The sequence below is a fragment of the Enterococcus florum genome (assembly GCF_004309355.1).
Classification (GTDB): domain Bacteria; phylum Bacillota; class Bacilli; order Lactobacillales; family Enterococcaceae; genus Enterococcus_A; species Enterococcus_A florum.
The window spans coordinates 78,519-98,398 of the sequence record NZ_BJCC01000015.1 but is presented as its reverse complement, the minus strand read 5'-3'; the positions used below and the strand labels follow the sequence as shown (position 1 = coordinate 98,398).

At 43.9% G+C, this 19,880-nt stretch carries 14 protein-coding genes; all 14 read left to right on the top strand.

Annotated features, from left to right (window positions below; translation table 11 throughout):
• Positions 1 to 356: 356 nt before the first annotated feature.
• The 14 genes from NRIC_RS10120 to glmU all read left to right on the top strand — a co-directional run bounded on the left by NRIC_RS10120 (position 357) and on the right by glmU (position 19,834).
• Positions 357 to 1,964 (top strand): aryl-sulfate sulfotransferase, encoded by a 1,608-nt coding sequence (locus NRIC_RS10120; RefSeq protein ID WP_227873781.1) that lies wholly within the window; start codon positions 357 to 359, stop codon positions 1,962 to 1,964.
• A 151-nt stretch (positions 1,965 to 2,115) separates the two neighbouring features.
• Positions 2,116 to 3,363, top strand: coding sequence for a competence/damage-inducible protein A (locus NRIC_RS10115; protein WP_146622589.1), 1,248 nt, complete (start codon positions 2,116 to 2,118; stop codon positions 3,361 to 3,363).
• A gap of 142 nt (positions 3,364 to 3,505) precedes the next feature.
• Positions 3,506 to 4,561, top strand: a complete 1,056-nt coding sequence (gene recA, locus NRIC_RS10110; RefSeq protein ID WP_146622588.1) for a recombinase RecA — start codon at positions 3,506 to 3,508, stop codon at positions 4,559 to 4,561.
• A 257-nt stretch (positions 4,562 to 4,818) separates the two neighbouring features.
• Positions 4,819 to 6,375: a ribonuclease Y gene (gene rny / locus NRIC_RS10105; protein WP_146622587.1), complete on the top strand. Its 1,557-nt coding sequence runs from the start codon at positions 4,819 to 4,821 to the stop codon at positions 6,373 to 6,375.
• A gap of 344 nt (positions 6,376 to 6,719) precedes the next feature.
• A complete protein-coding gene (gene mprF / locus NRIC_RS10100; protein WP_373862074.1) occupies positions 6,720 to 9,293 on the top strand; it encodes a bifunctional lysylphosphatidylglycerol flippase/synthetase MprF in 2,574 nt (857 codons plus the stop codon).
• A 687-nt stretch (positions 9,294 to 9,980) separates the two neighbouring features.
• Positions 9,981 to 10,634: a hypothetical protein gene (locus NRIC_RS10095; protein ID WP_146622586.1), complete on the top strand. Its 654-nt coding sequence runs from the start codon at positions 9,981 to 9,983 to the stop codon at positions 10,632 to 10,634.
• Positions 10,631 to 11,398 (top strand): pilin N-terminal domain-containing protein, encoded by a 768-nt coding sequence (locus tag NRIC_RS10090; RefSeq protein ID WP_146622585.1) that lies wholly within the window; start codon positions 10,631 to 10,633, stop codon positions 11,396 to 11,398. Before NRIC_RS10095 ends, NRIC_RS10090 begins: the two co-directional genes overlap by 4 nt.
• Positions 11,388 to 13,064, top strand: coding sequence for a SpaH/EbpB family LPXTG-anchored major pilin (locus NRIC_RS10085; RefSeq protein WP_146622689.1), 1,677 nt, complete (start codon positions 11,388 to 11,390; stop codon positions 13,062 to 13,064). Before NRIC_RS10090 ends, NRIC_RS10085 begins: the two co-directional genes overlap by 11 nt.
• Before the next feature lie 179 nt (positions 13,065 to 13,243).
• A complete protein-coding gene (gene ispE / locus NRIC_RS10080) occupies positions 13,244 to 14,095 on the top strand; it encodes a 4-(cytidine 5'-diphospho)-2-C-methyl-D-erythritol kinase (protein ID WP_146622584.1) in 852 nt (283 codons plus the stop codon).
• A 650-nt stretch (positions 14,096 to 14,745) separates the two neighbouring features.
• A complete protein-coding gene (locus tag NRIC_RS10075; RefSeq protein WP_146622583.1) occupies positions 14,746 to 15,702 on the top strand; it encodes a metal ABC transporter substrate-binding protein in 957 nt (318 codons plus the stop codon).
• A gap of 23 nt (positions 15,703 to 15,725) precedes the next feature.
• Positions 15,726 to 16,406: a metal ABC transporter ATP-binding protein gene (locus NRIC_RS10070; RefSeq protein WP_146622582.1), complete on the top strand. Its 681-nt coding sequence runs from the start codon at positions 15,726 to 15,728 to the stop codon at positions 16,404 to 16,406.
• The gene (locus NRIC_RS10065; protein ID WP_146622581.1) at positions 16,379 to 17,212 is read left to right on the top strand and encodes a metal ABC transporter permease; all 834 of its coding nucleotides are present in this window, start codon (positions 16,379 to 16,381) and stop codon (positions 17,210 to 17,212) included. The genes NRIC_RS10070 and NRIC_RS10065 overlap by 28 nt, the downstream gene beginning before the upstream one ends.
• A 345-nt stretch (positions 17,213 to 17,557) precedes the next feature.
• Positions 17,558 to 18,376 carry a pur operon repressor gene (gene purR, locus NRIC_RS10060; protein ID WP_146622580.1) on the top strand — a complete coding sequence of 273 codons (819 nt, stop codon included), beginning with the start codon at positions 17,558 to 17,560 and terminating at the stop codon, positions 18,374 to 18,376.
• A 90-nt stretch (positions 18,377 to 18,466) separates the two neighbouring features.
• Positions 18,467 to 19,834, top strand: coding sequence for a bifunctional UDP-N-acetylglucosamine diphosphorylase/glucosamine-1-phosphate N-acetyltransferase GlmU (gene glmU / locus NRIC_RS10055; protein ID WP_146622579.1), 1,368 nt, complete (start codon positions 18,467 to 18,469; stop codon positions 19,832 to 19,834).
• Positions 19,835 to 19,880: the final 46 nt, after the last annotated feature.

The following is a 19,880-nucleotide window of genomic DNA, read 5'->3' as shown; positions in this document are numbered from 1 at the left end:
CCTAAAAAAAAACAGAATAGTATCTACAGAAATTTACACGACTTCTTTTGGACAACGCTTTATGATTGTTCATTCGTTGTTCTTTATCGGGTGATGGTTTTGGGAAATCCCTCAAAGGCCAGCACCCTTTTTAGCGGACAGAAACAGATGAGAAAGAAGATTCTCGTGGTCTAGCCGTCTATTTAGCTATCACTGATTTGTAAACTGCAATGATTGGATTATACAACTAACAACTTCTGTGTTTTGTAGTCTCTCAAATAGATAGTTAGAAAAAGTTCACAAACATTTCTCATTTTATTGATAAATTATAAATGAAATCGATATTAATTTGGATAGTATTCGGAGGAGAAAGCGTAGTGAAGAAATTTTTAGTGGCAGCAGTACTTCTATGTTTAAGCGGCTGTGCAATGGGGGCAACAGTGCAAGATGACATGGAAGAAGGAGAAGTGCAGGTCTCTTTAAATCAGGAATGGGAAGAGGAACAAAAGAAGAAAGAAGTCGAGTATCGTTCTGCATTGAACAATGGAGACTACACTTTGGAAAATTTTTTCGTTAAGGTCAATCCATATGGAACCAGTCCACTGACGGCTTTGGTTCAGTTTCAAACGGACATACCAATGCGAACGCGTGTAACAGTTTCGGGTAAAGATGCAGAAACGGAAATCAGTTATGCGTTTGATGAATATGTGACGAAGCATAGTCTTCCAATCACCGGATTGTATGCAGGGCAAACCAACTCTGTTCAACTGACATTAACAGACGAACATGGGAACGAACAGGTCAAAATAGTACCGATCGACACGGAACCGCTGCCGGACTCATTTTCTACGATTGATGTTGAAAAGACGGAAGGAGAGCCGATTGATTTTGGTGAAAATCAGTTGACCTTCATCATTCCTAGTACTAAACAGCCTTATGCCTTTGATGAAAATGGGGATGTCCGCTGGTATTCCACTAAGTACAACAGCCATGTATTCGAGGCATTAGAAAACGGGAATTTATTGTATTTGACTAAGCAATCCAATGATGGGGATACATACAATGTGTTGCTGGAAACTGATTATCTAGGAAAAATCTACCATCGTTATGACTTTTCAGCTTCAACTGCAGCCAATGAAAGCGGGAAAAGCGAACAGGGAGAAACCACCGTGGTTCACCATGACGGCATTGAGCTTCCAAATGGCAATTTACTTTTGACGGTTAACGATGGCAGCAAATATATCGAAGATACAATGGTCGAGGTCGACCGTGAGACCGGAGAGATTGTCAAGACGATCGATTTAAAGGACGTTTTTCCAAAAGAGATGTATGAAGAATATGAGTCAACAAAACGAGAGGACGGTAAAGTCGATTGGTTTCATCAAAATTCTGTCGTCTATGATACCTCAGACGACAGTATCATTCTTTCTGGGCGACACCAGGATGCAATCGTGAAGATCGACTATCAGACGAGTCAGATCAAGTGGATTATCAGTGAAGGCAGCGACTGGCCGAAAAGCATGCAGAAGTATTTGCTGAGTGGGAAGATCAAAGCACCTGGCGGACAGCATGCGGCGGTGATTATGCCAGATCAGGATGGGAACTCAGATACGTTGGATCTGATGTTTTACGACAACAATATTGCTGTTACTCACGGGGACAAAGAAGCTTCGGAAAAGTACTCTGAAGCGCAACAAATTCGGATCAATGAAAAAACAGGAACCGTTGAAGAAATTTGGACCTTCGGAGAGGAACTGGGAGAAAGTTACCACACTCGAATCATCGGCAGTGCCTACTATTTGCCAGAAACAGCCAATTGTCTGATTAATTTCGGGTATCGCAAAGAAGGTAAGGTCAGCTCGATCTTGGAGGTCGATCGCAATGGTCAGAAGATCTTCCAGGCAGACATCAGTGGTTTCCCAACAGGAGCTTGGGTTTATCGAGCGAAAAGACAATCGATCCGTCCGGAAGCATGGACGTATTAATTGGCAGAACAGCACAAAACATGCGATAGCTGATGCATGTTTTGTGCTTTTTTCTGTAGAATGCCGAAAATTGAAGCGGGTTCGTGAAGCGTTTCAATTTTTCTGTTATAGTTGAGAGGAAAATGCGTATGTTAAGAAAGAAGAGGATGAAATGAGAGCAGAAATTATTGCAGTCGGGACAGAATTACTATTGGGGCAAGTCGTGAATACAAACGCGACATTCATTTCGGAGGAGCTGGCCGACATGGGTGTGGAGGTTTATTATCATACAGTCGTAGGAGACAATCCCAAGCGTTTAGAGGAGCTGTTAGAGCTGGCAGATACCCGCAGCGATTTAATCATCTTGTGCGGCGGATTAGGGCCGACAGACGATGATTTGACGAAGAATATTCTGGCAGAGCATGTTGGTGTTCCATTGGTGCAGGATCAGGCTGGCTACGAGCACATGATGTCTTTCTTCAAGAATCGGCAACATCCGATGACGCCAAACAACCTGCGTCAGGTAGAGACCTTGAAGGATGGGATTCCTTTGCAAAACCGGACTGGATTAGCGATTGGTTGTCTTTACAAGGGAGAGAAAAACAATTATGTTTTATTGCCCGGACCACCTAGCGAATTGAAGCCGATGTTCATAGAGCAAGCCCGCCCATTGCTGCAAAAGGAATTTCCCGCTCCCGAAAAATTGATTTCTCGTGTCCTGCGTTTTTACGGGATCGGCGAGTCCTTGCTGGTGACCGAATTGGCAGAATTGATTGAGCAGCAAACCAATCCGACGATCGCTCCTTATGCAAAGCCGAATGAAGTCACTCTGCGGATTACTGCGCAATCGGTTGATGAGACTTCTGGCAATGTGCTGCTGGATCAAGTTGAGTCGGAGATATTGGCGAAGGTCGGCGAGCATTTTTACGGATACGGGGAAGAGAATAGCCTTGAAAAGGTCACTGTCGATCTGTTGAAGAGTCGTGATCTGACGGTGACTGCTGCGGAAAGTTTAACAGCCGGCGAATTCCAATCGACATTGGGAAGTATTCCCGGCGTCTCAACGGTCTTTCCTGGCGGCTTTGTGACGTATTCGAAAGAGACGAAAGCCAGCTTTCTAGACATCGATCGTTCATTGCTGGATACTTATGGGGTCGTCAGCAAGGAATGCGCACAGGCGATGGCTGAACAAGCTCTGGCAAAGGCTGGGACGGACTTTGCAGTGTCCTTCACTGGAGTCGCCGGTCCTGAGGAAATGGAAGGAAAGATTCCAGGAACGGTATTCGTTGCCTTGGCGCAAAAGGACGGCGAGACCCTAGTGACGGAAAATCACTTCTCAAGAGACCGCTCCTATGTCCGCCACAGTGCGGTGATGAAAGGATTGGATCTGCTTCGGCGGGCAATTCTAAATAAAAACTAAAAATACGAATGTTTGTTCGTATTTCTCTTGATTTTTCCCACATGAACCGATAAACTAAGGATGTTGCTAAAGAGATTTATTTGTTGAGATAGAAGAAACGTCATACGAAAAAACAATACATTTATTTATAGGAGGATTCGCATTGGCTGATGATCGCAAAGCAGCACTAGACGCTGCAATGAAGAGAATTGAAAAGAACTACGGAAAAGGGTCGATTATGAAATTGGGGGATAAGATCGATCAGCAAATATCGACGATCCCAAGCGGCTCTCTTGCATTAGATGTCGCATTAGGTGTTGGTGGGTATCCCCGTGGACGGATCATCGAAGTCTATGGACCAGAAAGCTCTGGTAAGACAACCGTTGCCCTGCATGCTATCTCAGAAGTACAAAAACAAGGCGGAACAGCGGCCTTTATCGATGCGGAGCATGCCCTTGATCCGCAATATGCACAAAAATTAGGCGTCAATATCGACGAATTGCTGCTTTCACAGCCAGACACAGGGGAGCAAGGTCTGGAGATCGCGGATGCATTGGTATCCAGTGGAGCGGTCGATATCATCGTTATCGACTCGGTAGCAGCTTTAGTACCGCGCGCGGAAATCGACGGCGAGATGGGGGCTTCCCATGTCGGACTGCAGGCACGTTTGATGTCACAGGCGCTGCGCAAGCTGTCTGGTTCAATCAACAAGACGAAGACTATCGCTGTCTTCATCAACCAAATCCGCGAAAAAGTCGGTGTCATGTTCGGGAATCCGGAAACCACTCCTGGTGGACGTGCGCTGAAATTCTATGCGACCGTTCGTTTGGAAGTTCGTCGGGCAGAACAATTGAAGAACGGGACCGACATCATCGGGAACCGTACGAAGATCAAAGTAGTTAAAAACAAGGTCGCACCGCCATTCAAAGTAGCCGAAGTCGACATCATGTACGGCCAAGGCATCTCTCAAGAAGGGGAGCTTTTGGATATGGCCGTGGAAAAAGACATCGTCGACAAGAGCGGTGCTTGGTACGGCTATAAAGGCGATCGGATCGGTCAAGGACGGGAAAATGCCAAACGCTACCTGTCTGAACATCTTGAGATGATGGCAGAAGTGTCTGAACGTGTTCGGGCAGCGTTTGGAATCGGTGAAGAAGGTACTGTTACAGCAGCGGATCCAGAGAACGCCCAAGAAGAATTGCCATTAGAAGACGAATAAGCAAGACCTTCAAGCGACAGTGAGTCTATTGGATTCGCTGTCGCTTTTTTTATGTAAGAAATAAAGCGCTTTTCTCTTTTTAGGACCGCTTTGATTCGTGATTGACTGCACTAACAATTAAAGTTGACACGCTATCTTTCAAACATTAGAATAAAGTTGTGTGATAACACACGTATGCAAGTAGGCATATTGATAATTTTAACGATGTTTATCAAAAAACTACACATAAAAAAATAGATAGTACGGAGGTGGATTCAATGACAGTTCCTATTCTCCTCGCTATCATCGGTTTAATTGTCGGTCTTGGTTTAGGGTTCATGGTTGCAAAGTCGCGTCATGAAAGAGAAATTGAAGGTGCACAAAATTCAGCAAAGGGTATTCTCAATCTTGCCCAAAAAGAAGCTGAAACCTTGAAAAAAGAGGCTTTATTAGAAGCTAAAGAAGAGAACCAGCAGTATCGAGCACAAGTTGAAAGTGAGTTGAAAGAAAGCAAACTAGAATTAAAAACACAAGAAAATCGCTTGCTTCAAAGAGAACAGTCTTTAGATCGTAAAGACGATTCTTTAGAGAAGCGTGAGCACTCACTAGAAGACAGAGAAACAAAAATCAGTGCTAGACAGCAATTAATTGACGAGCGAGAAAAAGAAGTAGAACAACTAATTGGAGAGCAACAAACAAAACTTGAAAAAGTGGCCTCTTTGACCAAAGAAGAAGCCAAAGATGTCATCATGAAGACGACAGAAGAAGAGTTAAATCATGAATTGACAGTGATGGTCAAGGAATCTGAACAGCGTGCCAAGGAAGAAGCGGACCGCAAAGCGAAGAATCTTCTGGCAATGGCGATCCAGCGTTGCGGAGCAGACTCAGTATCAGAAACGACTGTTTCGGTAGTGAACCTGCCAAATGATGAGATGAAAGGCCGGATCATCGGACGTGAGGGACGGAACATCCGCACCTTGGAAACATTGACGGGGATCGATTTGATCATCGATGATACACCAGAAGCAGTGGTGTTGTCCGGATTTGATCCGATCCGCCGTGAAACGGCGCGCATGACGTTAGAAAAACTGATTCAAGATGGTCGGATTCATCCGGCACGAATCGAAGAAATGGTGGAAAAATCTCGCAAGGAAATGGATGAACGGATCCGTGAATACGGAGAGCAGGCAGCCTTTGAGGTTGGTGCGCATACCTTGCATCCAGATCTGATTAAGATTTTGGGTCGCTTGCATTTTCGTACCAGCTATGGTCAAAATGTATTGAACCATTCGATCGAAGTAGCAAAATTAACCGGTGTTCTAGCTGCTGAATTGGGCGAAGATGTTCAATTGGCACAACGAGCTGGTTTGCTGCACGATATCGGAAAAGCCCTAGATCATGAGATCGAAGGCTCTCACGTAGAGATCGGTGCAGAATTAGCTGCGAAATACCGCGAGAACCAAACGGTAATCAATGCCATCGCCTCCCACCATGGAGACACAGAAGCCACTTCTGTTATCTCCGTATTAGTCGCCGCTGCGGACGCAGTATCTGCGGCACGGCCGGGTGCAAGAAGCGAATCATTGGAGAATTACATTCGCCGTCTGGAAAACCTAGAAAACATCTCCAACAGCTTTGACGGTGTGGATTCAAGCTTTGCCGTCCAAGCAGGACGAGAAGTTCGTGTCATGGTCAAACCAGAAGAAATTTCTGACTTGGAAGCTGTTCGTTTAGTTCGAGACATCCGTCGCAAGATCGAGGATGAATTGGATTACCCAGGCCACATCAAAGTCACCGTGATTCGAGAAACACGAGCAACCGATTACGCGAAATAAGAATAAACATCAGAGATGGACTAAGATCCTTGTCTCTGATGTTTTTTGGCAGTACTGGTAAGAAATTCAATAGAATAATCGAGATACTCACACGGCTAGGCAGTTCTCTTGTCTAGCCGTGTTGTTGTTCTGGGCTTAGTCAGTTGGGTGGTGTTCTTAGTTTTCTTGAAATATTTTCCTCTGAAGCTCTTCATTTTTATTGCGTTTCTTTCAGTAAAGCAGGATGATTCGTTGACCAGAAATCAGGCTAAGAAAGAAACAAGAAGTTTTCGAAAAAAATGGCTACAAGTTGGCAAATCGCTTAGAATAGACTACGATAGAAAAAAAGAAGTGGGAGAACTGATGTGAAAAAAAGCATAGCAACTTTCAGTCAATGGTTCAAACGCCATTCGACCTTGCTGAAGATCTTATTTTTCGGTGTCGTCCTTTTCTTCGTTGCAAATCAGGTCACTCATATCGCTCAAGGCATGAGCTGGGCGGCGATTTGGCAGAAGATTCAACAGCAGGATCGCTGGTCACTGGGCGGCATGTTCGCCGTAGGGATCGGCTGCCTGCTGCCGATGCTGCTGTATGATCATGTAGCGATCGTCACGCTGGAGAAGGAAGGTCGACCGAGGCTGAATCGTAAGCAATGGCTGGTGGCTGCTTGGACGACCAATACGATCAATAATCTGGCCGGCTTTGGCGGCATCGTAGGGGCAAGTCTGCGGGCCAGCTTTTACGGCAAAGGTCTGGAAAAAAGAAAAGTGTTAGCCAATGTGTCCAAAATGGCTTTATTTATGTTGACCGGCTTGTCGATTCTGGCCTTTTTTACGTCGATCGATCTGTTTTTGTTCCAAACGGAGAATCCTTTCGTGCGTTATCGAATCTGGCTGCTGTTGGGCGGAGTGTTTGCGCCGTTATTGTTTATATTGGTCTATTTCAGACGCAAAACCTTGTTCAAGGAGTTCAAAGGCAAACAGATTTTACAACTGTATCTGGCTTCATTAGGGCAATGGCTGGGTGCTTTGGCCGCTTTTCTGGTTATTGGGAGACTCATGGGCATTGCTTTGGCGATCCATGAGGTGTATCCGATGTTCGTGATTGCTACAGGACTCGGGATGCTGACGATGGTGCCAGGAGGAGCAGGGACCTTCGATGTGATGATGATCTTAGGTTTGGGACATCTTGGCCTAGACCAAAGCACGGCCGTTGTGTGGATTTTGTTTTATCGGATTTTTTATTACCTGCTGCCGTTTGCAACTGGAATTTTGATTTTCCTGACCAGCACCAGTGTAAGAATGAATCGCTACTTTGATAATTTGCCGCGGGTGATTTCTCAAAAAGTTGCTCACGGAATTTTAGTCGGTGCAGTCTATTTTGCTGGGATCATGATGATCCTGCTTTCGACCTTCACCAATCTTTCCAATTTAAGTCGATTGTTTGAGGTGCTGCTGCCGTTTTCCTTTGATTTCCTGGATCAATCGCTGAATCTGCTGATCGGATTTTTGCTGATCGGACTTGCTCGGGGAATCACCCAAAAGGTAGCTAAAGCCTTTTGGCCAACGATTCTTTTATTGATCTTCGGAATCGTTAACACGGTTACTAAAACAGCATCTGTTCGGTTGATCGTGGCGTATTTGATTGTTTTATTGATCGTCTGGGCTTCTAGGAAGGAATTTTGGCGGAGATCCTTTGTCTATTCATGGGGCACATTGCTGATCGACGGTCTTTTGTTTGGGGTCTTGTTTATCTTTTATGCAGTAGCTGGGTATCACAGCGGGCAATTTTGGAAAAATGAGGCCTTGCCGACACGCTTTTTCACGTTTCCTTCTGAAGATATTTGGACGTCCGGTCTGATCGGAGTGATTTTGTCGATTTTGTGTTTGGCTGTCTTGTATCAATATTTGACTCAAGATCGGGAAGAAATTGGTGAGTCTTGGGATGAAAAACGCTACAATTATTTGATCAATCGCTATGGCGGAACGGCCTCCAGCCATTACTTGCGGTTGCCGGGCTACACCTATTATTATTATCAAGAAAACGGCAATGACCAAGTTGTCTTCGGGTTTCAAACGAAGGCCAACAAGTGTTTCGTCTTAGGTGATCCTGTTGGCAACCCGCAAAAATGGCGAGAGGCGACCTTGTCATTCATCAAGCACGCAGATGCGCTTGGGTATCAGCTGGCGTTTTATAAGATTTCCGAAGAATACGTCTTGCTTTTGCACGATCTAGGGTTTCATTTTGATAAGATCGGGGAAACAGCAGTCACTGATTTCACTCTGCACCCTCATGAAGTGTTCGCCGATCGTTTTGAATTCAAACGGTTGACCAACGAAGGCTATCACTTTGTTTATTTCAATGAGATTCCAGATGAAGTATTTGACGAACTAGCAGAGACCTCCGAAGAGTGGCTCAATGGGGAAAAAGAAAAATTCTTCTCTGTCGGACGCTTTAGCCGCGACTATTTGGAGGCGAGTCAGGTAGGAATCGCTCGTGATCCTGAAAATCGCATCGTGGGCTTTATAACGAAACAGCCGATCGATGCCACAACTTGTTCTTACGATTTGCTGCGTTTTCGACACGATGTTCCAGAAGATCTGCCTACATTCTTAAAGCTGCACTTCATGGATGAGCTGAAAAAAGAAGGCATCCGGCATGTTTACCAAGGCATGGCACCTTTGGCGAAGGTCGGAGAAACCTCGTATGCCTTCATGGGCGAACGGATCATGAACTTGATCTATAAATATGGCAACTCCTTCTATGCCTTTCAACAAGTCGCGGAGGAGAAAACTTTGTTTGTAGACCAATGGCGGCCGCGGTATTTCGCTTATATGAAACCTAGCAGCTTCTTATTTTCCGCTCTACAGCTGATGCTTTTGATCGGCCGCGGAAAAAACAAAGGGGCGACGTTGACCGAAGAGATGATTGAAGTTTAAACAACCGGATCCTGAGAAGAAGGGTCCGGTTTTTCTATGGCTATTGTAGATTAAATACCGCAAATCATGACCACCTGCTCTCACGGGTGGTCATAATTTGCTTTCAAAAAAATAGGAATGCACAGAAAAGTATTCTGATCAATGAACGGAAAGAGGAAATATGAACGTATAAAATCTAAAAATACGATGTTCGATCGAACGGAATGACAAATCGCACCCTCAGAGGTGAATTTTAAATAGATTGTGTTAAAAATGATGTTTCAAAATCGGAGGGTTTTGACAATTAAAGTCATTTGAAAATAGAAAATTTAAATCTGAATAAAGCGTTTAAATAAACAGGAATATATAGAAATAACAATATATATTTTTTTCGCAATAACATTGATAGTAAAGGATTTATAGCGTGGTAATTTCGTTTTTACCGGTCTTTTGTGTCGTTAAAAGTAAATTGCACCTTTTGATTCGGAGAAAAAATAATTAATTAAATGATTTATTGTAAAGTTTATAATTATTTAATTAAATTGTAAAATAACGGATTGTTTTTATAGACCATTTATTGGTTAGGTCGTTTAATTATAAACAATAACATCAGTTTTGATAAACGAAAATAAGCATAAAATGTTCAAATTTATTAAAATGGGGATGCAGAGGAGAACAAGAGAGAATTGGGGGGAGGAGTTATATGAAATGAAAAGGCTGAGATTAACCATCTTGGTCCAAATCATCCTTTCGCGTTTCAGTCTTTTATTGAAACAAATGACTGGAACAAAAAAATTGACTTTGACCAGAAGCGTTGATGCAGGAAAAATTTTCTACCGATTTTTTGGTTCAATGCACAACTTAGTTCCAAACGGCAAAGCCAACCACTTTGATGAGGACGGTCAAGTGATAGGGAATCCAGAAATGGATACAGCAATGGGTAAAAATGAATGGGTTGCTAAAAAGAGACATACACCCTCTGCAGTATTACACTTTTTAATTCGTTGTTTCAGAAAACAGGAACGACGCTGCTACTTCATTCAAGAAAAAAAGCAAATGGGTTTTGAAGAAACAGATGGGATTGGAGAATACAGTACAGTTAGTCAAGACGTAACCTTTCTATCACCGCACTTGAGAAGTGAACCTGTAAGGGCGAAGCTGAATGCTGCCTGGCGATTTATGAATATGAAAATTGAAACAGAAACACTCAGGTTGAATTCCCAACCATTCATGAATTGGATTCAGTGGAAGGCCAGTGGAATAGAAAATGAACTAATCAAAAAGGCCAGTCTCCTTGCAGTCGCTGAAACGCTTAGTGCAACGAACGATGTGTTCTTAGATAGAAGGAGGGACTCATCATGAAAAAACTAGCTGTTTTCTTTGTCAGTCTTCTTCTATTAATCGGAGGTATTCACTCACCTAGTCGTTCGGCAGCTGCTGAGCAGGAGCAAGTACAAGTGTTGATACATACGCGATTAGAAGGAGGAGAAGTGGTTCAGGGGACTGAAGACATTACTTTGTCAGTCTACGACCTAACTTCGTGGCGATTGACCAATGAATTGACTGAGAAGGAAGCCAAAGAATTTTTGCTTGACAAGGATGCCACAAAAGAAACCATGAAGGCATTCGTAGAAAACGAAAAGCTTCAGAAACTCAATTCCACACCAATCAAAACAGATAGCGAAGGAAAAGCCAGCGTAACAGTTCCGAGATACCAAGAGGGTCAGGATGCGGCCTACTTGATTCTGGCACAGGGAGAAACTGGGAACCAGCATCTCTTGCCAGTCGTGATTTTTTTGCCGCAGTATTATCCAGATACTCAGAAGGAAAGCTATCAACTGCTATTTTATGGAAAATATGCAGAGATCGTACCACCAGAACCAAGCGAACCACCAACTAGTTCTTCAGAGGAACCGCCAACAAAGCATCCGATAGAAGAGCCAAACGAACCAATTGAAAGAAGTCGCACCGTAAAAGAGTATCCGCAGAATTCTGGAAAGTCTTATCCGCAAACCAATGATGTGGTAAGAAGCTATTTCGAAATTGGCGGTTTACTGGTTGCACTCGGGGCGATAGGGCTTTATTACACTAAGAAAAAAACAGGGGGAAGAAAGAATGAAACGTAAAGTATTGAGTTTATTGACTGCAGCACTTTGCCTAGTACCATTTGCAACAGGGTTGTTCGGGATGGGTGAATCAGCCAGTGCAGCAGAGGCAGCCAAGGTAACTGTCACATTGCACAAAAAGAAAATGGATGAATTCCCAACAAATCCGATTCCAAATAATGGGGAAGAAGATGCAGATTGGGAGAGATTTGAAGGCTTACCGGGTGTTACATTTGAACCTTTTGATGTAACGAGCGATTTTTATGCTAAATTTGACGATGAACTGACCGGGTCTGAAACACCTGCACAATACCAAGCGGCAATGAAAAACTTTATGAAGACGTATCAATTGCCATCTGGTGCAACTTCGGCAGCAAGTCCAGATGTAACAGATAGCAACGGGGATGTTACGTTCCAGCTTGATCGACGCGCTGCGGACGGTACTTACAAAGTGTACTATTTTGAAGAAACAATTCCATCAGGAATTGATGCAGAAAAACACCAAGGACATCCAGTTATTTTAGTATTGCCAGCAGTTACAGAAGATGGCACAGTTCTTGATGATATTCATCTATATCCGAAAAATAAGATGGATGGCGAATTAAAGAAAGAATTGTTAGATGAAGATGGCAACCCAATCGTAACACCTGCACCAGATGACTACTACAGCTATGAAATCGGCAAGAAAATTTCTTACCGGGCAGCTTTCACGATTCCAAGCCAAATCGGTGAGGTTGTTGAAAAGACAGTTAGCGGAAGCAAAACAAAACAAACACGTTATGCGAAATTAAGCTTCGAGGATCAGGTTTCTCAAAAAGGGGTTCTATTCGAAGGCATTTCCAAAATCGTGATTGGCGGGCAAGAATTAAAGGATGCAAAATTAGCAGAATTCATGGCGAATTTCAATGCAGATTACAAGATCAATGACCTTCCAAATTATGACAAAGACAAATTCGCTGGATTCAAATTAAGTGCCAAATTGCATAATGTTACTGAAAAAGCTGACCCTACAAAATATGCTGAGTCTGCTAAAACAGCAGCTGCTTTGGCTGAATACGGTGGTAAAACGATCGAGATTTACTATGCCATCTCTTTTACAAAAGATACACCAGTTGACCAACAAATTGACAACAGTTTTGGCGTATTCATGAATCGCGATGGCAAAGATGACAACAAAGTCGTCGATTCAGATGATCTGCCTCCTTCAGTTGGAACTGGCGGACGCAAATTCGTGAAGCATGAAGAAAACAAAGACGACAAAAAACTAGACGGTGCAGAATTTGCTGTCACTCGAGTAAAAGACGGTAAAACACAATATTTGGTTCAATCAGCAGATAAGAAAAATACTTGGACTGAGTACACCAACAAATCAGAATTGTCAGCAGCAACTAAATTTGTTTCTAAAAATGGCGGAGCAGTAGAAGTAACTGGCTTGGAATTTGGAGACTACAAATTAGTCGAAACCAAAGCACCAAACGGATTCTTGTTGCCAGATACTCCTTTCAACTTCACAGTAAGCTCTGGTTCTTATGGAGCAACCAGTATTATGCCATTGCCAAACGTTTCTAACGGCGGATTCCTGCCATCTACAGGTGGTGCTGGGATCATCGCATTCTTAGTAGTAGGACTTTCACTAATGGGAATTGCAATCTTCAAATACCGTCGTTTGCAAGACCAAGCAATCTAAGGAGCATATTAGATCATCAAAGCTGAACCACAGCTTTGATGGTCTTTTTTGCTGTTTAAACGTCGTCATTCGTATCAACCAGTTCTAAAGATTATCGGTCCATGCTAAAATGGAGTAACTATACTTTTAAGGCAAGCTATGATAAAATTTCCTAGTGAAAATTTAGGACAGGTGAGCAAATGGAGATCATGGAAAAGGCGCCTGCGAAAATCAATCTTGGGTTGGATATTTTAGGCAAACGTCCAGATGGTCTGCATGAATTATCCATGGTGATGGCCAGCATTGATTTAGCAGATCGGCTGCAACTTGAAGAGATTCCTGAAAATAAAATAATCATTGAGACCAACAAGGCCTTTTTGCCGACCGACAAGAAAAATCATGTCTATGAGGCATTGGAGCTGGTAAAGGAACGATTTCAAATCGATCAAGGGCTGAGGGTCCGTATCCACAAACAAATTCCCGTTGCTGCAGGATTGGGCGGGGGATCTACGGATTCGGCTGCGGCATTGCGTGCAGTTAATCGTTTGTGGGGGCTGGGGTTGTCGATCGAAGAAATTGCCGGGCTAGGTGCAGAGGTTGGCTCTGACGTTCCTTATTGTGTCTATGGCCAGACCGCATTAGTAGAGGGCTTTGGAGAGAAAGTAACACTGTTGCCAACAATGCCGCAATGTTGGGTAGTGGTGGTCAAGCCGCGCATGAGTGTTTCGACCCGCATCATTTTTTCGCAAATCGTCATGGATGAGATCCATCATCCAAACATCTCTGCTTTAATAGAAGCAATCGAAGCACAGGACTATCAAAAAATGACTGAACACCTAGGCAACTCCATGGAAGCAGTCACGATCAAGAAACACCCGGTGATCCAGCAAATCAAAGATCGAATGATCCGATACGGTGCAGATGCAGCCTTGATGAGCGGCAGCGGCCCAACCGTCTATGGCCTATGCCAAAAAAAATCGCGAGCACAACACATATACAACGCACTAAAAGGCTTTTGTGAAGAAGTCTACCTCGTGCGCACACTGAAGTAAGATCTAGAATTCTAGGTCTTTTTATATTGTCAGTTCTACTTTTTGCAGTTTGTAAGATACGAGTTGGGTATGTCTAAGTGGAGAACTAATGATGATACGAGAGGTTTAGTAGAATGATAGACGCACGAAAATAAGGAATTTTTCCTAAGAAAAATTCACTCCGAATTATGGAGTTAGCTGTCAGTTCTACTTTTTGCAGTTTGTAAGATACGAGTTGGGTATGTCTAAGTGGAGAACTAATGATGACACGAGAGGTTTAGTAGAATGATAGACGTACGAAAATAAGGAATTTTTCCTAAGAAAAATTCACTCCAAACTATAGAGTTAGCTGTCAGTTCTACTTTTTGCAGTTTACAAGATACGAGTTGGTACGACTAAGTTGAGAAATAGCGATGATACGAGAGGTTTAGTAGAATGATAGACGTACGAAAATTTGACCGAACAAAAGAAGACATCTGCAACTCCCAACACCTTTTTAGATAACTAAACATATGAATCGAAACTCCAAAATACATGATTGAAGATTCATATATATTACGGTTTAACAGCAATTCATGGTGGCAAATCGTAAATTTTACGCTTTGGGTTGACGGATAGAAAAACATCTGTTAGATTGATTTGTGGCTTAACCAATGAAAGGTGTGGAATAGATGAAAAAAGCGTTGTTTTTATTAGCAGCTGTGGCAGCAACCGGACTTCTAGCAGCGTGCGGCAATCAAGGCGAATCCAATGACGCGGATGGCAAGATTCAAGTCATGGCGACGTTTTATCCAATGTATGAATTTACCAAGGAGGTCGTAGGCGACAAAGGCGATGTGGAGCTGTTGATCCCAGCTGGCACAGAGCCGCATGATTTCGAACCCTCCGCCAAGGATTTGGCAAAAATCTCCGACTCAGACGTCTTTGTTTACAACAATGCAGCCTTTGAAACATGGACAGAGCATTTGTCGGATTCAGTAGATACGGAAAAAACCACGATGATCGAAGCGTCTAAGCACATCGATCTGATGGAAGGCCAAGCGCATGATCATGAAGAAGCACATGACCATGAAGCGGAAGACCATGCAGAAGAAGGGCACGATCATGCACTGGATCCACATGTATGGCTAGACCCTGTCTTGGCAGCAAAAGAAGTGGAAACGATTCGGGATGACTTAAGTAAAAAATATCCAGAAGATAAAGAAGCTTTTGAAAAAAATGCAGCCGCCTATATAGAAAAACTGAACAGTCTGGACGAACAATACAGAGCAACCTTTGCAGATGCGGCCAACAAAACATTTGTGACTCAACATGCAGCGTTCGGTTACCTTGCCAATCGGTATGGCCTGACACAAGAATCAATCTCTGGCGTGTCCCCGGACCAAGAGCCTTCACCAAGTCGGTTGAGCGAATTGAAGCATTTTGTTGATGAACATCAAACCAAAGTGATCTATTTCGAGGAGAATGCTTCCTCGAAGGTTGCGGAGACGCTTTCGAAGGAAACTGGTGTTAAACTGGAGGTATTAAATCCTTTGGAGAGTCTGACTGAAAAGCAGATTGATGCAGGTGAGACCTACCTTTCAGTGATGGAGGACAATCTGAAGGCCCTAGAAGAAAGTATCAATTAAAAAGAAAAAACGGAGGGATGAGGATGTCCTACATTACAGTCGAAGACCTTTCTTTCTATTATGACAATGAGCCTGTTTTGCAAAATGTTTCCTATTTTGTCGATCCTGGGGAATTTGTTATTTTGACTGGGGAAAACGGTGCGGCCAAATCCACGCTGATCAAAGCAACCTTAGGCCTTCTGAAGCCGACCAGCGGAAAAGTGACGATCGCTAAGAAAAATGCGGCGGGCAAGAAGCTGAGTATCGGCTATATTCCACAGCAAGTCGCGTCCTTTAATGCAGGATTTCCCAGCACTGTGTTGGAATTGGTCAGCTCAGGCCGCTATCCGCAGGGGAAATGGTTCAAAAAATTAACCCCGCGCGATCACGCCCATGTCAAAAAGGCCTTGGAGGCAGTCGACATGTGGGGAATGCGTCACCGACGTGTCGGTGAGCTTTCGGGTGGGCAAAAGCAGCGAATCAGCATCGCCCGCATCTTTGCCAAGGATCCTGACCTGTTTATTTTAGACGAACCAACGACAGGAATGGACGAAGGCTCTCGCAACAATTTTTATGAGCTGCTGCAGCATAGTGCCCACGCCCATAATAAAAGCATTCTGATGATTACTCATGATCATGACGATACTAAAAAATACATTGATCGACAGATTCGATTGATCCGAAAGGAGAATTCCCAATGGCGTTGCTTTCATATGAGTTCATGAGACGGGCCTTTCTGGCGGCAATCTTCATTGCTGGGATCGCACCAATGGTGGGAGTTTTCTTGGTGATTCGCCGACAATCACTGATGGCCGATACCTTGTCGCATGTGTCGCTGGCCGGAGTTGCCTTGGGCTTCTTTCTGAATCTAAACCCCACAGGTACCACATTGCTGGTGGTAATTGCGGCGGCGATTATGATGGAATATTTGCAAAATATGTACAGCTCCTATTCGGAGATATCGATCGCCATTTTGATGGCAGCCGGCTTGGCAGTGGCATTGGTGCTGATGAGCTTGGCACCAGGAAGTTCAGCGGTTAGCATTCAGTCCTATCTCTTTGGCTCGATTGTGACGATTACTTGGTCGCAGGTGATTTTTTTAGGTATTTTGTTCGTATTGATCGGAGTCCTATTTGCTTTATTCAAACGGCCGATGTATGTCTTGACCTTTGATGAAGATACTGCGGCGGTCGATGGACTGCCTGTTCGTTTGATGTCGATGATCTTCAACGTCGTGACCGGTGTAGCGATCGCGATCATGATCCCTATCGCTGGAGCACTGCTGATCTCTGCGATCATGGTATTGCCGGCAGCGATCGGCATACGGGCAGGAAAAAGCTTCAATATCGTGATTCTGATTAGTATCGTCGTTGGTTTTATTGGTATGATCGGAGGATTGACTGGTTCGTATTATTTGGATACACCTCCAGGAGCAACGATCACACTAGGATTTATCATTCTTTTCCTGCTAGTCAATATCGTTCGGAAGATTCGAATGCTGCTGCAGCGCAGCCAACAGCAAAAATCGTAGAGGAAAGCGAAGGCTTTTCCTCTTTTTTTTTGAATTTGCTAAGAAAATCCGAACTTTTTTTATTAAAATCAATAAAATGCTCGAATTTTTTGCCCTAAACCCTTATAATGAAGAACGATAGATTGGAAGACACCAATTTTTTTAAAAGCTATCATCCTACATAGGCACGAACGTTCGTGAACCACGGACGATTTTTTTTGGCAAAAAGGCCTAACTTAAATAAGCTGCCCAATCCGTTGTTCCCAGTATCCAAGTTCAACAGTCTACTGAATACTTCAACCTGCTAATTCCACATGTGGCAGAACCAGCAAGAACAACCAAAAAATCGAAATAGGAGTGAATGACGTGAAGATTCGTCGGAGTGAGCGTTTAATCGATATGACGCAATATTTATTGGAGCATCCCCATGATTTGATTCCCCTGACTTTTTTTGCTGAACGCTACAGTTCAGCGAAATCATCGATCAGTGAGGATTTAGCGATTGTTAAAAAGACCTTTAAGGAAAGAGGCAGCGGCTTTTTAGAAACGATCCCTGGAGCTGCGGGCGGTGTGGTCTATACGCCGAGTATTACAGATGAAGCGGCTAGAGAGTACATTGAATCCTTGGCAGAACGTTTGTCGGAGGAAGATCGGTTGCTGCCTGGCGGATATGTGTATTTGTCAGATATGCTGGGACAACCTGATCTGCTGCGGATGGTGGGGCGTATCATCGCAGCACAATATTTAGACCAAGAGATCGATGCTGTGATGACGGTGGCGACTAAAGGTGTGCCGATCGCACAAGCTGTTTCTTACTATTTGAATGCGCCGTTTGTGATCGTGCGCCGGGACTCGAAGATCACTGAAGGCTCTACGGTCAGTGTGAATTACGTTTCAGGTTCTTCTGAACGAATCGAAAAAATGGAGCTGTCTAAACGAAGCCTGGAGCGCGGCTCGAAGGTTCTGATCGTAGATGATTTCATGAAGGGCGGCGGGACCGTCAACGGCATGAAGAGCTTGATCGAAGAATTTGAAGCAGAACTGGTAGGGATCACGGTTTTTGCCGAATCTCGTTTCAAAGGCGAACGCGCCATCAGCGATTATCGCTCCCTGTTGTACGTAAAAGATGTCAATACCAGTACAAAGACGATCACGGTCGTACCGGGAAATTGTTTTGATAAATAAGCAGGGTCTCCTTGCTTATTTTCTTTTTGCATTGAAAATCAGAGTAAGCTACACTAAAGAATGAGTTAGACAATAAGGGAGTGACTATTTTTGGAAAAACGATACGCAGTCATTTTAGCGGCCGGCAAAGGAACACGCATGAAGTCCAAGTTGTACAAGGTCTTGCATCCAGTGGCGGGCAAACCGATGGTGGAGCACATCATCGAGCGAGTGATTGAAACCAAACCTGAACAAATCGTAACGATCGTCGGACACGGCGCAGAGAAGGTTAAAGCACAATTAGGCGAACGCAGCGAGTATGCTTTGCAAGCGGAGCAATTGGGAACCGGCCATGCAGTCGTCCAAGCAGCAGAATTCCTAAAAGGAAAAAAAGGCACGACTTTGGTGATCAGCGGAGACACCCCATTGCTGACCAGCCAAACACTGGACAATCTGTTTGATTATCATCAAGGGAAAAAAGCCAGTGCGACGATTTTAACAGCTCACGCAGAACATCCTGCCGGGTACGGGCGGATCATTCGCGACCATGTCGGAATCGTTGAAAAGATCGTGGAGCAAAAGGATGCTACCCTGGAAGAGGCACGGATCCAAGAGATCAATACAGGGACGTATTGCTTTGACAACCAAGCCTTGTTTGATGCACTGGAAAAAATCGGCACGAACAATGCACAGGGTGAATATTACCTGACCGATATCATCGAGATCATGAAAAACGAAGACAAAACAGTTGCGGCTTATCAAACAGAGGATTTTGAAGAATCGATCGGGGTCAATGACCGGATCGCGTTGGCAGAAGCCAATAAAATCATGCGTCAACGAATCAACAAGATGCATATGATCAATGGCGTCAGCTTTATTGATCCTGCTGCGACCTACATTGATTCGGGCGTTGAAATCGGACACGATACAATCATCGAACCTGGCGTCCAATTGCAGGGAAAAACGGTCATTGGTTCTGATTGTGTGATCGGTGCTCATTCGAAGATTGTCGACAGCGTGATTGAGGACAACGTAGAGATCAAATCCTCTGTGGTGGAGGAAAGTGTCGTTCGTAAACACGCGGATGTTGGTCCGTATGCACACCTGCGTCCAAAAGCGGATATTGGCGAGCGTGCTCACATCGGCAACTTTGTAGAGATCAAAAAAGCGACGATTGGCGAAGATACCAAGGTTGGCCATTTAACCTACGTTGGAGATGCAACGTTAGGGAAAAATAGTAATATCGGCTGCGGCGTAGTTTTTGTGAATTATGACGGCAAAAATAAATTTCACACAAACATTGGAGACCATGTATTTATCGGTTCTTCCACTAATTTAATTGCACCCGTTACCTTAGAAGACAATACTGTAACTGCGGCAGGGTCAACGATCACTCAAGATGTTAAAGAAGGCGATTTGGCGATTGCGCGTGCTAGACAGGTCAATAAAGAAGGCTATGCTTCTCGTCTGCCTTTTTAAGAGGAATATCTTGAAATCCTTTTGAAAAATGACTAGTATTTTAGTT

What these genes read in the sequence shown, in the direction of transcription:
- NRIC_RS10115 (WP_146622589.1), top strand. Translation starts at nt 2,116, where the DNA reads ATGAGAGCAGAAATTATTGCAGTCGGGACAGAATTACTATTGGGGCAA.
- rny (WP_146622587.1), top strand. Translation starts at nt 4,819, where the DNA reads ATGACAGTTCCTATTCTCCTCGCTATCATCGGTTTAATTGTCGGTCTT.
- NRIC_RS10095 (WP_146622586.1), top strand. Translation starts at nt 9,981, where the DNA reads ATGAAAAGGCTGAGATTAACCATCTTGGTCCAAATCATCCTTTCGCGT.
- NRIC_RS10090 (WP_146622585.1), top strand. Translation starts at nt 10,631, where the DNA reads ATGAAAAAACTAGCTGTTTTCTTTGTCAGTCTTCTTCTATTAATCGGA.
- NRIC_RS10085 (WP_146622689.1), top strand. Translation starts at nt 11,388, where the DNA reads ATGAAACGTAAAGTATTGAGTTTATTGACTGCAGCACTTTGCCTAGTA.
- ispE (WP_146622584.1), top strand. Translation starts at nt 13,244, where the DNA reads ATGGAGATCATGGAAAAGGCGCCTGCGAAAATCAATCTTGGGTTGGAT.
- NRIC_RS10075 (WP_146622583.1), top strand. Translation starts at nt 14,746, where the DNA reads ATGAAAAAAGCGTTGTTTTTATTAGCAGCTGTGGCAGCAACCGGACTT.
- NRIC_RS10070 (WP_146622582.1), top strand. Translation starts at nt 15,726, where the DNA reads ATGTCCTACATTACAGTCGAAGACCTTTCTTTCTATTATGACAATGAG.
- NRIC_RS10065 (WP_146622581.1), top strand. Translation starts at nt 16,379, where the DNA reads ATGGCGTTGCTTTCATATGAGTTCATGAGACGGGCCTTTCTGGCGGCA.